The sequence below is a fragment of the Clostridium folliculivorans genome, from assembly GCF_024341905.1.
Lineage (GTDB): Bacteria > Bacillota > Clostridia > Clostridiales > Clostridiaceae > Clostridium_AR > Clostridium_AR folliculivorans.
In genome coordinates this window covers 80,409-95,325 of the sequence record NZ_BQXY01000009.1, presented here as the reverse complement: position 1 = coordinate 95,325, position 14,917 = coordinate 80,409, and the positions used below count along the sequence as shown (strand labels likewise).

The 14,917-nt window shown below is 31.7% G+C and carries 13 protein-coding genes and 1 riboswitch; of the genes, 1 reads left to right on the top strand and 12 read right to left on the bottom strand.

The genetic code is table 11. The features are described from left to right. Positions 1–85: 85 nt before the first annotated feature. Entirely contained in the window at positions 86–964 is an 879-nt protein-coding gene (locus OCU55_RS19715; RefSeq protein WP_261854006.1) for a YegS/Rv2252/BmrU family lipid kinase, read from the bottom strand. 539 nt (positions 965–1,503) lie between these two features. Here OCU55_RS19715 and pssA point away from each other — a divergent pair. Then, positions 1,504–2,025, top strand: a complete 522-nt coding sequence (pssA, locus tag OCU55_RS19710) for a CDP-diacylglycerol--serine O-phosphatidyltransferase (protein WP_261854005.1) — start codon at positions 1,504–1,506, stop codon at positions 2,023–2,025. A 35-nt stretch (positions 2,026–2,060) separates the two neighbouring features. Here the strand turns inward: pssA and OCU55_RS19705 are convergent, their stop codons facing one another. From OCU55_RS19705 to sdaAA, 11 genes are all read right to left on the bottom strand, one after another. Continuing rightward, entirely contained in the window at positions 2,061–2,636 is a 576-nt protein-coding gene (locus OCU55_RS19705) for a hypothetical protein (protein WP_261854004.1), read from the bottom strand. Between the two features lie 135 nt (positions 2,637–2,771). Next, positions 2,772–2,960, bottom strand: a complete 189-nt coding sequence (locus OCU55_RS19700; protein ID WP_261854003.1) for a hypothetical protein — start codon at positions 2,958–2,960, stop codon at positions 2,772–2,774. Between the two features lie 21 nt (positions 2,961–2,981). Continuing rightward, complete coding sequence (locus OCU55_RS19695; protein WP_261854002.1) at positions 2,982–3,515, bottom strand: rubrerythrin family protein; 534 nt, start codon at positions 3,513–3,515, stop codon at positions 2,982–2,984. A gap of 140 nt (positions 3,516–3,655) precedes the next feature. Continuing rightward, a complete protein-coding gene (locus tag OCU55_RS19690) occupies positions 3,656–5,026 on the bottom strand; it encodes a SpoVR family protein (protein ID WP_261854001.1) in 1,371 nt (456 codons plus the stop codon). Continuing rightward, a complete protein-coding gene (gene yhbH, locus OCU55_RS19685; RefSeq protein ID WP_261854000.1) occupies positions 5,026–6,201 on the bottom strand; it encodes a sporulation protein YhbH in 1,176 nt (391 codons plus the stop codon). Before yhbH ends, OCU55_RS19690 begins: the two co-directional genes overlap by 1 nt. Before the next feature lie 4 nt (positions 6,202–6,205). Continuing rightward, positions 6,206–8,128 carry a PrkA family serine protein kinase gene (locus OCU55_RS19680; protein ID WP_261853999.1) on the bottom strand — a complete coding sequence of 641 codons (1,923 nt, stop codon included), beginning with the start codon at positions 8,126–8,128 and terminating at the stop codon, positions 6,206–6,208. Positions 8,129–8,544: 416 nt separating this feature from the next. Next, positions 8,545–9,438 (bottom strand): ROK family protein, encoded by an 894-nt coding sequence (locus tag OCU55_RS19675; protein ID WP_261853998.1) that lies wholly within the window; start codon positions 9,436–9,438, stop codon positions 8,545–8,547. Positions 9,439–9,651: 213 nt separating this feature from the next. After that, a complete protein-coding gene (recQ, locus tag OCU55_RS19670) occupies positions 9,652–11,433 on the bottom strand; it encodes a DNA helicase RecQ (protein ID WP_261853997.1) in 1,782 nt (593 codons plus the stop codon). Positions 11,434–11,918: 485 nt separating this feature from the next. After that, positions 11,919–12,728, bottom strand: a complete 810-nt coding sequence (thiD, locus tag OCU55_RS19665; protein WP_261854041.1) for a bifunctional hydroxymethylpyrimidine kinase/phosphomethylpyrimidine kinase — start codon at positions 12,726–12,728, stop codon at positions 11,919–11,921. A 3-nt stretch (positions 12,729–12,731) separates the two neighbouring features. After that, complete coding sequence (gene thiW / locus OCU55_RS19660) at positions 12,732–13,259, bottom strand: energy coupling factor transporter S component ThiW (RefSeq protein ID WP_261853996.1); 528 nt, start codon at positions 13,257–13,259, stop codon at positions 12,732–12,734. A gap of 209 nt (positions 13,260–13,468) precedes the next feature. After that, a riboswitch (TPP riboswitch) is annotated at positions 13,469–13,578 on the bottom strand. Between the two features lie 117 nt (positions 13,579–13,695). Beyond that, positions 13,696–14,568, bottom strand: a complete 873-nt coding sequence (gene sdaAA, locus OCU55_RS19655; protein WP_261853995.1) for an L-serine ammonia-lyase, iron-sulfur-dependent, subunit alpha — start codon at positions 14,566–14,568, stop codon at positions 13,696–13,698. Positions 14,569–14,917 lie beyond the last annotated feature (349 nt).

Below are 14,917 nucleotides of genomic sequence, written 5' to 3'. Positions count from 1 at the left end.
AAAGAGAAGCTAATATAGCTTTTTATTTATGATATTACCTACAAAGCTTAAAGAAACTCTTACTTATAATTTATTAATGTATTATTTAATTTATTCCTAAAACCTTTATGCCACCTTCAACACATTCTAAGCGTAACGGAAATCCCGGACCTTTTTCACCGTCTATATCAGTAACGATATCTTCATCTGTCTCTATGGTAACTTCTTTAGTCTTATAATATATGACATTAGGATCATCTAAATGTTCCCCTCTTATAACTCTTATAAATAAAGGTATTAAATCCTTTATAGATACAGCTTTAAATACTATTACATCTAAGTAACCATCCATAACATCAGCTCTAGCAGCTAATTTGAAATTTCCTGCTGTTTGACCATTAAACACTAACATCAGATACATATGTCCATCATACTCTAATTCTTTAGATGAAATTTTAACCTTAAGTTTTCTGAAATTAGGCAATTGTTCAAAACCTTTTAAGTAATAGGCAAGCTTACCTATCATATTTTTTAAGTTTTCATCAGTTTTTTGAGAAACATCAGTAAATAGACCTGTGCTTGCTACATTTATAAAATACTTGTCATTTATTTTGCCTATATCTACAGGCTTAGGAGAACTATCTAATATTTTCTTACAAGCAGCTCCTACATCTGATGGTATATCTAAAAATTTTGCAAAATCATTTGCAGTTCCCACTGGTAATATTCCAATTGGCAAATCTATATTTTTAGACTTCATAGCGTTCACTAGTGAGTCCACAGTTCCATCTCCACCAGCTACCAAAATGTAGTAATATTCTTCATTAATATCAGCTAGAGCTTCTGATATATCCGATTCTTTATTTATTCTGTAGGGAACAATTATATATCCATATTCTTGATGTATACTTATAACTTTATCTAATTCATCTAGAATAACATTTTCACCTGAAAATGGATTATATATAAATTTCACCTTTCTCATAGAATACCTCCATAATAACACTATGTAAAATTATTGCATTTTTTACATCATATTCTTTTTAAAATCAATCATTAAACATTATAGCAGAATTATAAACTTATGTCGAGGTTGTCCTACCAGCCTGAGATTTTGATTTTAATTATAATATATTAGTTATTTATTCCAAATATCAAATATCAAACTGTTTAATTAACAATTTTTATGTACTAATGTGTTATTAACTAATTTAATTTAATTTATAACCAAGTGCTTATGGAAATAATTAATTTTCATATATAGTTATTCATTATATAATTTATATTTTCAAAGTAAATATTTTTGAACTTTTGATATATCATAATATATTATAGCCAATTTCAAGATTATTATAGATTTACACAGTGTGCAAATGGTATTTTGTTAGTAAAACAAGTAAAAATCATTAAATATCTACATTTAATGATGAATATATGATATTTTACCTCTTATACTTTTATTAAAAATGAGTTATAATTATTTATTGATGATGGAATTATATTTATTTTACTAGGAGTGATTATATGAGAAAAAGTAGTATACCCAATTTCTTTACATTTGCAAATTTATCTTTTGGAGTATTCTCAATACTTGCAACGCTAAATGAAGATTATTTTTTAGCAGCAATATTTGTAATTATAGCTGCACTTATTGATAGATATGATGGAAGAGTTGCGCGTTTTCTTAATGTATCTAGTGAGCTAGGTAAAGAACTAGATTCTTTAGCAGATTTAGTATCTTTCGGAGTAGCTCCTTCTATATTAATTTATTCGCAATTTAGTTTCAATAGCTTTGGTCCAAAAGGCTTATTAGGATATTGTGCTCTTATTATATTCCCTATTTGTGGAGCTTTTAGATTAGCTAGATATAATTTAGCTGAATTTGATGGTGTATTTAGAGGAGTTCCAATAACAATAGCAGGTAGTTTAATGGCTATATTCTCTCTTATTACAACAAGATATACTGTACCAATGGCTTTACCTGTAATCCTAATGTTAATCTTCTCTTATCTAATGATATCGAATTTTAAACTAAAAAAACTTTAATATACAATAACAGATTAGAGGACCTAATAGGTCCTTTAATCATGTTCAAAATCCTTTCCACCATCTTCATCCTCATGATGTTCTTCACAATATCCCTCTTCATGGTCCCTATCATTATCTTCACAAGGCTCGCAGTCATCATTTTCAACATCTCTATCTTCATCATGATCATTACCATCATCTTTTTCATCTTTTTTCTTTTTGCGCTTCTTTCTCGTATTTGGCGGATGAATAGGTTGCCTTCCTCCAGGACCATTTTGTCCAGGACCTCCACTTGAATTTTGGAATAACAACTCATTATCTATCTCTGTAAGTATTATAGATTTCTGGGCAGTTTTTAATGCAATTACATCTGCTTTGATTCGTATGTAATCAAGATAGCAGCACTCAACACTTTGAATAACATTAAGTAGTACGTCTATAATATCACCAAGCTGATTAGCCCTCTTTATGGCATCTCTTACTTCTTTTTTTCTAGCAAGTGCAATTCCATTGAGTTCACCTGCACCACCTATAAGCAATCTATATGAATTAACGTATTTTGTTAAGAGATCAGTTAAATTGTTTACCTCAATAAAATATGAATCAAATAACTCTTTATAGCTTTCCATTCAATCACCCTATTATTGCTATCATAACAATATATTAAATTATTTATTATTTAATTCCTTACAAAAAACGCTAACTTTATAGTAATTTCTACAAAAATGCATTGGCTTGCTCAATAAAGAACAAGCCAGTACATTTTATATGTTACTTCGCAATAATTCATCTATAAACTCATCATCTACAGTCTTAAAAAGTTCATTATATAGATTTTCATCTTTCTTTCTTCTTAAAAGTTCTTCCTCTGTTTCGTTGTCAACAAAATCAAACAACTCTATATTCTTCATAACAACTGGAAAAAAGTATTCATCTGCGTAAGAAAATTTCATGCTATTTTCCTCCTATTTATCTTAACATTCTGGAAGTGGCTCAAAATACGCTCTAGGAAACTTACATAAAGGACACACTTCTGGAACTTGTTTTCCTTCATAAATATAGCCGCAATTCATACATCTCCAAACTGATTCAGTGCTAGATTTAAATACAGTTCCGCTCTTCACCTTATCATATACATCTTTAAATCTCTCTCTATGGCTTTCTTCTACCTCTCTGAGTTCCTTATAGAAGTCTGCAATAGCTTCAAACCCCTCTTTTCTAGCTACTTCTTCGAATTCCTTATAGATCTTTTCAGTTTCTTGGCCTTCACCTTCCATTGCATCTAACAGATTTTCTTCTGTTGATTTCACCATACCTAAGTACTTTGCCCATACTTCCCTTGCATGAGCATACTCATTTGATGCAGTTAAATCAAAAACTTGACCTATCCAAATAAAGCCCTCATGCCTTGCTTTTTCAGCATATAGATTATATTTGTTCCTTGCCCTCGACTCACCTGCAAAAGTCTTTAACAAATTCTTTAAGGTTTCACTATCCTTTATTTTCATAAAAGTTCTCCTAAAAATACTACACACATTAATATATTCAAACATATTACAATTGTTACCAACTATACTTTATATAGATGTACTAACATACTGCTTCAATCATAAAACACAAAATGAAAAACCGCGGTTTCCCGCGATTTTTATTTTGTTGTTATCTTTTTAGTTTCATCGCAAACTATGGATATATCTTGCAGTTCTTTGGTCTTAGTAACCAAAACCACTTTATAGCCCCATAATTCTTGGACATACTTTAAGGTTTCTTTGGCATAGCCTATATCTAATTCTCTTCCGTCAAATACATGTTCTAAAGTAAGAGTATTATCTCTTCTATTTAAATCTATAACTCTTATATACGGTATACTTCCGACCCCTGTGTTAGTGGCTATAGTATCTCTTATTTTCTTCCACCCTGACTCATCAGCTACTTCGTCAACTACATAATCAAAGCCTTTTTTAGCATACTGGAACAAATTAAGTTCAGCACATAATTCTTCAGTAAGATATTTTCTTAAAAATGAATTATCTCTTTCAATAGCTCTAACTTCAAAAATCTTATCTCTGCCATATCTCTTTTCGATATCCTCAAGAACTCTAAATCCAACATAATAAGGATTTAAGCCTCCTAGCATCGGAGCAACTACATCATTGTGTCTCTTCAAGAATTCAAAATGCAATTCCTGAGGAAGATTGAGCTTTTTGAGTATATTATAATGCCAAAAACTCGCCCATCCTTCATTCATTGTCTTTGTTTCAATCTGTGGTAAGAAGTATAATGTTTCTCTTCTTACTATAGTTAAAAGACTCTTCTCCCAATCTTCCAAATCACCATAATCTATTATGAATTGCAGCAAATCATCTTCCGGACTTAAAGGAATTTTTGATAAGTTTGGTTCCTCAATAGGATCATTACTATCTAAGATTCCCTTGCTTTCAACTTTTCTTGAATAATCCTCTATAAGTCTTCTCCTCTGTTCACTCTGTGATATCTTTTTCTCACCAATAACGCGACTAATCTGATATCTTATTGCATGAGCTGCATCTAAAACCCTTTCAACCCTCTGATATCCAATGCTAGGATTATTTATATATCTTCTCACAGTCTCAGCATCTAACTTGAACATCTCTAAGGTATGGTCTGCATCAGTACCTTCCTTAAATAATCTGTTATTCTTGAAAAAGTCATTATGTCCATATACATGAGCCATTGTTAATATTTGAAGAAGTAATGTGTTGTCCTTCATAAGATATGCCAAGCTTGGATTAGAGTTTATTACCATTTCGTAAGGTAATCCAGTGAGATTTAGTGAATATAGTGTTCTGTTTTTCTCATAGGCTTTCCCGTAACTCCAATGAGGATATCTTGATGGCATTCCTACATAAGCCTCGTAGCTTAACATTTCATTGTACCCTATTATTTCAAATTCTTGAGGGTAGAAATCAAGACCTACTTCCTTTGCCATATCTTCTATTAATACATTCCATTTTTCTAATTCTCTAACTGTATAATCCATCACCCTTCCTCCTTAAGCTCCTTAGATAGCATAAATTTCAATGCGTTCCACAGGTCTTTCTTTTCTTTCACTACAACCATTGCAAAATTTTTCTTTTTTATTTCCTTCAAAAATCTATAATACATAGTTGTAGAATAAGTAGAAGGCAACAGTTCTGCATAACCAAATAAATTACTTATTTCACATAGATCATTTACTGCTTTTATCGCTCTTTCATTATCTTCACTCCAGTTATCACCATCTGAAGCATAGAAAGGATATATATTCCACATATCTGGATTATACTTCTCCTTTATAAGCTCTAAGGCTTTGTTAAGCCCTGAAGATATATAAGTTCCACCAGATTCAGCTTTGTGGAAAAACTCATATTCATTAACAACTTTAGATAATGTGGTATGTGATATAAACTCAAAAGCTATATTGTTATACTTTCTTCGTATAAACCTAGATAGTACAAAGAAAAAAGATCTAGCAAGAAACTTCTTTGAATTATCCATTGATCCCGATACGTCCATTATAAAGATCATAACTGCATTACTTTCTTTTTTAGGCTTTTTCTTTACCTTATAATATCTCATATCTTCTTCTCTAAATGGAAATCTTTCAATCTCTTCACCTTTTCCAATTTCAGCTAGTGCCCTTTTCTTGCCTTGCTTTCTAGCTATCTTGGCCATAACTGTCTTCTTTTTAGCAAGTCTTGGATTTATTCCGTATCTTTGATAACCTCTTTTTCTTCCAGCACTTTCTACAATTATCTCAGAATACTTCTTTCTATCTAAGTTAGGTAGGTCAAGATCTTCTACTATATAATCTAATAACTCTTCCAAAGTTATTTCAGTCTCATATACATCTTCACCTTCTTGGTTGCCAGCAGAGCCGGGGCCGTTGCCCCCTTGCTCTGAAGCTTTTCCTACCTTATCGCCTCTTTTTTCTTCGCCAGTTCCATTGGCTACTCCACCATTATTATTTCCGTATACAAATTGATATTCTTTTATTCCCCTTATAGGGATTTTGAACTTCTTATTTTTTGATTCTCCGATTATACTTTCCTCTGAAAGTATATCTCCTAAATTTTCTTTTATAGACTTTTCAACTAACTGCCTATGTCTTCTTCTATCTTCTATAGCTCTATCGTGTTCAACTGGATTTTCAGCATGGTCTCTGAATATTGCCATATTATCAATCCTTCCACAAGTTGTTTGCAGCGTATTTTAATATAACATCGCAGCAATGAGGGCAATATCCATTCTCTTTCATTTCTTCAACCATAGCATTATACTTCTCATCTTGTTCCTTATCTCTAACTCTAGATTTAGTTATGATTCTGGAAAGATCCTTTACTGAAGCTGTAAGCTTTTTCTCTATAGCTTCCTTCAGAGGTTCGTAAGCAGTATAATCTATATGGCCACCATTTCTCACAACATAGAACATATATGAAGTTACATCAGATCTAAAGCCTTTAGCTGAACTTTCTGAAATACCAATCTGCTCTTCTATACTTCTCATAAAGCTTTCATCTGGATTTAGTTCTTCTCCAGTAGAATTATCTTTAAGCTTAGTTTTATTGACATATGCTTCTGCATTATCAATATAGTTGTTAAATAAGCTCTCAGCTTGTTCTCTGAAAGAATGTATAAATGCCTTAGTTATTTCTTTTTCAAGTATCTTATTGTATTCCTTTCTTAATGTATCCTGTATGAAACCAAGATACTTTTTCTTATCTTCCTGTGAAGTGTCTAAATCCTTAACTGACTTTATTATGTTTTCCATAATACTCAAAGGATTTATACATGGATATTCAGAACTTGAAAGAGCATTATCAATAGCTTTAATTATAAATCTAGTTGATATTCCCTTCATTCCTTCATTAGGACCTGCTTCCTCCTTTAGTTCTAATAGATCTAATCTCTTTGTAGAACCCTTTTCTACTATATCTTCACCGTTGTATATCTTAAGCTTAGTTATTGGATCCACCTTTGCTGATGGAGCTAGTCTAGAAAGAATTGCAAACATTGCTGCAATTTCTAGAGTATGAGGAGCTATATGAGCGTTAAAGTTACTCTTCTTTATTATCTTCTCATATATTTTCTTTTCCTCGCTTAACTCCATACAATATGGAACTTCAATCTTTACTATTCTATCAAGTATTGCTTCATTAGTATGATCTGATTTAAATTTATTCCACTCAGCCTCATTTGAGTGAGCTATTATGAGGCCATCAAAGTATATCATAGATCCTTTACCAGGTGATGGAACTGATTTTTCTTGAGTTGCTGTAATTATTGTATGAAGATATTCAACATCATTTTTGAATACTTCTATAAATTCAACAAGACCTCTATTACCTACATTAAATGCTCCATTAAGTGAGAATATTCTTGGATCATCCTCAGGATACATATCCATCTTAGATATATCAACTGCACCAGTTAAAATTGATGTATCTTGATTATTTGGATCTACAGGAGGAACTACCCCTATACCCTTTCTTGATCTGATTGAGAACCCTTTTGTTTCTACTGGAAAGTCCTCATATCTTCCATTAAATTCATTTATTAGTCTATATCTGCATACAGGGCAAAGGTCTCCTTCTATTTGAACTCCAAGCGATTCTTCAAATTGAGGTCTAAGATGCTTTGGAATAAGGTGAAGTGGTTCTTCATGCATAGGGCAACCTTCGATAGCATATATTGGATCTGCCATTTCTAATGCCTTCTTTAAAGCCTCAACTAATGAGGATTTTCCAGCTCCAACTGGTCCTACCAAATAAAGTACCTGCCTTGCTTCCTCTCCCTTCATTGAAGCTGAATAGAAATAATTAACAAGCTTCATCAATATCTTATCAATCCCGAAGAAGTCATTCTCAAAAAAGTTATACCTTTTTATCATTTCATTACCATATATTTTTCTAACCCTTGCATTCTCTTCAGGCTTTAATATCTTCACACCCTTATCAACTATGATGTCATAGACTCTCTTGTGCGCTAACTTTGCTACATCTGGGTTTTCTTTTACTATTTCCAAATAATCTAGAAATGTCCCCTTAAACTTATGCTTATTATGTTTTTCTCTATCACTTTCAATAAATTGCTTAAAATCCATATACATCTCCCTCCTTTTATAAAAATATATTCAGAGGGACAAACCATCTATGACTAATCTGATTTGAATATTTGTTAAATAAGAATTATTTTTATCGTGCATATATTTATCTAACCTCGATTAATGCTATTAAAATTGTATTTTCTCAGTTAGTTATAAAATTTTAATTTTATATTTTCAAATTTAGAAAATCTTATATTTAAATTACTGTTTAGGAATATTTTTAAAGTCAAGTGGTTATGCAGTATAGGGTTGTCAGCAACTTAATTTTGACAGGTTACTTTAACTATATTTAAAAGAAAAAAAGCTATTAAGTTATAAAAACTTTCTAGCTTATTAATCTTATAAAACTATTGAAATATCAAGGTTTAATCCACAAAGAAATTTTATACTTTCTTATACAGTAAAACTTCTTTTTAGTTATCACAGTACAAAAAGTTGTATAAAGCTCCTATTAAATTAGAATCATTTTCAAAAGCACATTTCTCTACAGAAATATCTAATTTTGCATAATAACTTTTCATTTTACTAAGTCTTTCATTTACAATATCATAGAAATCTGATCTGCTACTTATAGCACCACCAATTAATATTTTCTCAGGATCTATGATATATTTCAGATTAAATATTCCTCTTACTAAATAGTTATACCATTTATCTATGATATTCTTTACTTCCTCGTCTCCACTTTCAGCCATTTCAAATACTTTCTTACCATTTAATTCTTCTGCATCTAATCCTTTTTCTTTTGAAACCTTTTTTACTAAAGCAAAGGTAGATGCATTATTACTCCAAGTATGTCCTTCTATCTCATCACTGTCATCTACAAGCATAAATCCAAATTCTCCTCCATGGAGATTTTTTCCTCTAAGAATCTTTTTATTTACTATAATACAACCACCAATACCTGTTCCTATTACTACACACATAAAATTTTCGCAATCCTTTGCTGCTCCAAGCCATCCTTCAGCCAACCCAGCACAATTAGCATCATTTTCAATAGATACTCTTAAGCCTGTTCTTTGTGAAAGCAATTCTTTTATATTAGGACCATGTATATAATCTACAGCGCTAGCACCATAAATAATTCCGCTTTTAGGTTCTACAGCTCCTGGCATACTGCAAGCTAGTCCATTAATTTCATAAGTCTTCTTAAAATCTTCAACTAAATTCCCTACTACTTCAACGAATTCACTTATCCCACTTTTTGGAGTAGGCATGCTTCCTTTTTCATAAGAAACACCCTCACCATCCATAACCGAATACTTTATTGCTGATCCTCCAACGTCAATAACCACATACTTACTCATAAAAATCTCCTCCATTGTAAACATTGCCATATAAAGATATATTTATTTCTATTACAGTATTCTTTTTATTTGTCTAAGTATATTATGATAGAAAAATAAAAAAAATCAAAGACCTATTTTTTTATTTTTAGTCTTTGATTTTTGTATTTAAAGAGTTCCTATGTCTAAACTTAATTTATTTTTCCTTTTGTTTAATAATATTATTGAAATTAACTAATTAACTTTGCTTTTCATCAAAATATGATTATGAACTACTCTAAGAACTCTTTCTCCATATCTATCAATTTTTTTCTCTCCTACACCGCGTATCTCTTTAAGCTCCTCTTTAGTTTGAGGCCTTAGGTTAGCAATCTGTATCAAAGTTGAATCGGAGAATATTATGTATGGTTTTACATTTTCACTTTGAGATAAATCACGTCTAAGTATTCTTAGCTTTTTAAATAGTTCTTCATCTAAAACAGTATCATCATTAGTATCTTTAAGTTTTGCCATTACCTTTTCTTTGCCTTTAAGAATATCTATAGACTTTTTATTAAGCTTTAGCATAGAATAGGTACCTTCTTTTTTATCTACAAAACCTTCATCTATTAAAGTTTGTACTATATCTTTAATAAACTTTGTACTGTATTCTTTCATAATTCCGTAGGTTGAAAGTTCATTTAATTTGTTATCCAATATCTTAGGACCTGAATACCCTCTAAGTATATCTACCATCACAGATATTCCATAACGTTCTTTAGTCCTATAAACACAAGAAAGAATTTTTTGTGCTTCTACCGTTATATCTCTAAGTTCGTCATTATTTAAGCAATTAGAACAATTGTTACAGTACTCCTTTATATCGCTTTCTCCAAAGTATTTTAATATAAAATATCTGTAGCAATTATGTGACTCACAAAAGTCAACCATTGCTTGAAGCTTTCTAAGTTCAATCTCTCTTCTATTTAATAGAGTGGAGGTATTTATCATGTACTCCAGAGAAGGTATATCTTCCCTTGAATATAGCAAGTGACATTGGCACTTCTCGCCATCTCTTCCCCCTCTTCCAATTTCTTGGTAGTAGTTTTCTATATTTTTAGGTAAAGAGAAATGAACAATATATCTTACATTTGATTTATCTATGCCCATTCCAAATGCATTCGTTGCTATCATAATATCTTTTCTATCAAAAAGAAATTCATCTTGGAAAAATTCCTTTTCCTCATCTTTTAGACCTCCATGATATTTAGCAGCACTGTACCCTCTTTCTCTTAGATAGTCATAAAGTCCATCAACATCTTTTCTTCTTGAGCAATATATTATTCCCGATTGATCTTCATGTTCTCTTATTATATCCTTAACAAATTCTAGCTTATCTACTTCCTTATGTATATTCATAGATAAATTATCTCTATTAAAGCTGCTTATATGTACGTATGGATCCTTTAGCCCTAAGAGTTTCATACTATCTGCTCTAACTTCTTCAGTTGCAGTAGCTGTAAAAGCAGTTATTACAGGCCTTTTTGACAATGAATTTACAAAAGGCAGTATGAATCTATAGCTTTGTCGAAAATCATGCCCCCACTGAGATACACAATGAGCCTCATCCACTGCAATCTGAGATATATTTAAATTCCTAATGAGCTTAACGCAGTAATCTAACTCTAATCTTTCCGGTGCAATATATATCAGCTTATATTTTCCTATAAGTGCATCTTCTATTATTTCAACTATTTCATTTTTATTTATAGTGCTATTTATAAATGCAGCATTTATTCCTACATTATTTATACTGTCTACTTGATCTTTCATTAATGAAATAAGAGGTGATATTACTAGGGTTATACCTCCCATTAAAACTGCTGGAATCTGATAACAAACAGACTTTCCACCACCGGTAGGCATAACAGCAAATACATCTCTTCCACTTAATATGGTTTGTATTATTTCTCTTTGTCCTTCTCTAAAACTAGAAAACCCAAATACCTTTTTTAATACCTTCAGTGAATTATCCATATGATACCTCTGCTCTCGTTACATTTATATATTTAATTATACTTTTTATACAATCCGATTTCTATAAGAAAATAATTGTATGGATTTATACTATAGCTACGACAGTTCCAAACAAAGATTTCGATGAACCTGCGAATCTTTATTTGGATAAATTTTAATATAAACTAAAATGAACCAGCTTAATTGTACATAAACTGATTCATATCATCTTTAATTATTGACTTGTATTATTTGTCTTATACTTTTATTAAACTTTAAATATTTAATAATACTATTGAAATTAATTAGTTATACAGGAGATGCTATATGAGCGAGCTATTAGAATTAAATGATTTTTTCAGATGGAATGGCGTTAAAAAACTGTACTGTTCGAACGTAGTGAGTTTACAGTTTTAGCCATGGAATATGACAAAATCATATTAATTCTTTGCGTAAGCTCGTTAAAGCATCGGATGAATAACTAATTAATTTCAGCTATACCTATTTTATTCAACATCAAATCCAGCTTTTTTGTAAAGCTCATAAAAGTGATTAGTTGGACCTACCCCTTTGCCAAGCTCTATACTGTGCTCAATAGCCACTGTTATATATTTTTTAGCTTCATCAACAGCTTCAACCATATTCATACCTTTTGCGATATTGGCTGCTATAGCTGAAGATAATGTGCATCCAGTACCATGCGTATTTTTGGTGTTTATTCTTTCCTCTTTAAAACTTATAAGTCTTTCTCCATCAAACAAGGAATCTATAGCATCTCCTTCAAGATGCCCACCTTTCACAAGAACGTATTTAGGTCCTAATTCTTTTAAATCTTTCGCCGCCTTATACATTTCTTCAAAGTTTGTTATTTGATATCCCAAAATTTCTTCTGCCTCAGGTATATTTGGTGTAATAACCTCTGCAAGTGGAAATAACTCTTTTATAAGAGTTTCTTTTGCATCCTCAGAAAGAAGCTTAAACCCGCTTTTTGAAACCATTACTGGATCTAAAATTACTGGTGGCAATTTATCTATCTTTTTTAAAGCTGATGCTATTGCATTAATTGATTCTATTTTAGATACCATTCCTATTTTTATAGCATCAACTTCAATATCATCAAATATGGCTTCTATTTGTTTCTCTATTATATCTGGATTAACATCCTGGATTCCAAAAACACCTTGAGTATTTTGAACTGTTATTGCAGTTATAACACTCATTCCATAAACTCCATTAGCTGAAAATGATTTTATATCTGCTTGAATTCCTGCGCCGCCACAAGTATCCGAACCTGCTATTGTAAGCGCTTTTCTTATCATTTATAAAGCCTCCCTTTTGATAGTTTTTCTTATAACTGGTACTGATAATAATATTACTGCAAGGATTGCTCCTCCACCACAGCTTAATGAGAAAGGGAATACATATGCAAAAGCAGCTACCTTTTTACCTAATACCATTGTAGCCATTGGATATGCTATCAAAGCTCCTAGTATTCCTGTTCCTATAAATTCACCTACAGCTGTAAGGTATATATTTTTAAACTTCTTATAAACTATTCCTGCTAAAAAAGCTCCAACCATACTTCCTGGAAATGCAAGTATAGAACCTGTCCCTAAAATGTTTCTTAGTAATGAGATACAAAAAGCATTAGCTACTCCATAGAAAGGTCCAAGCACCACTGCTGCAACTACATTTAAAAAATGTTGAACTGGAAACATCTTTCCACCTAAAAACGGTATATAGAAAACTGATCCAGTAACGGTACCAAAGGCTATGAACAAACCACTTAAGGTCAACTTATAGACCATACTCTGATTATTGTTTACATTGGTACTATTTTGTTTCATAAAAAATCCTCCTTCTTTTAATCTGTGAAGAAGTCATATAAATCCTGCATTTAGCTTTTATATGAATAAGCTCATTTAAAATAATGTTTCGGTGTACTAAAAACTTTCTAAAAGATTATATCTATATTGAAAGTTTAAATACTAAAAATATTATTTAAAATTCTTATCCTAAATGCACAAAAAGTGCAGCTAGAAAGCTGCACTAATTAACGAAATTATTGTTGCTTCCCTACGCTGGCTTTAACCAGTTCAGGTGTTAAGAGTCAGAGAATATCGTTCTCTATCTCAGCCGGCATAACCAGCCCCCCTAGCACAGATTATTATTTATTTTTTAATATAAATTATCTTAACATAAAAGCCACAGATTGTCACTATTTTCATCAATGTTAAAACTAGCGTAAACATTGACTTTTACTTACTTTCCTCAATTTTCCTATTAATCACCAAAGACTCTTTTCTTAAGTTTTAATCCAGTCTTAGTAACAGCTAATCCACCTTGTGCCGTCTCTCTAAGCTCACTTGGCAAACTCTTGCCTACTCTATACATAGCATCAACAGTATCATCAAAAGGTATCTTTGAATTTACTCCTGCCATAACTAGATCAGCTGTTGTTAAAGCACTTACTGCTCCTGCGAAGTTTCTCTTTGCACAAGGAACTTCAACTAGTCCAGCTATAGGATCGCATACGAGTCCTAGTATGTTTTTTATAACTATAGCAGCCGCATCCAAACTCATTTCAGGGGTTCCACCCATTAGTTCCACAACTGCCGCAGCACTCATTGCCGCCGCAGCACCACATTCCGCCTGACATCCACCTTCTGCACCAGCAACTGTTGCATTTTGAGCTATTATACTACCAATAGCTGCAGCTGCAAATAGTCCCTCAACTAACTTCTCATTAGATAGTTGTAATTTTTCTCCCACAGTAAGAAGTACTGCAGGAAGTATTCCACATGAACCAGCTGTAGGACAAGCAACAATTCTTCCCATAGATGCATTTACTTCAGCACAGGATATAGCCTTTGCCATAGCAGATACCATAACATCTCCAGTTAAGCTCTTTCCTTGTTTTAAATAATTTTGAAGCTTATATCCATCTCCACCAATTAAACCACTTACTGAATGTACTTCCTTTTCACAACCTTCAGTAGTTGCTTCAATCATAACTCTAAGGCTTTTCATCATTTCGCCAAGAATTTCTTCTCTGGTAGACTCACTTCTCTCCATCTCTGATTGAATTGCAAATTCACTGATAGTCCAATTATTCTTTTTACATATATTGAGGAGCTCTTCTCCGTTTCTAACCATCTTTTGTTCTATACCTCCCTACTAGGATACATAATTTCTATTTTATTATCGTTAGGAACCATCCTGAAATTAAGTGGTTATGCAGGAGATGCTATATGAGCTAGCTATTAGAATTAAATGATTTTTTCATATGGAATGGCTCTAAAAAGTCGCTAATCGTTCTTCATTAGTGATTTTTTTACGCATCTGCCTTTTCTGAACGTATGTGAAGAAATTCTGGCAGGCGATATATTTTCACTTTTTACTTTTTAATCAACTAACCTTTTTATTTTCTTAAATTTAAGATATGAAATATTTATAAAAAGTATTGATTATTAAAAAGTAAAACTGTACTGTTCGAACGTAGTGA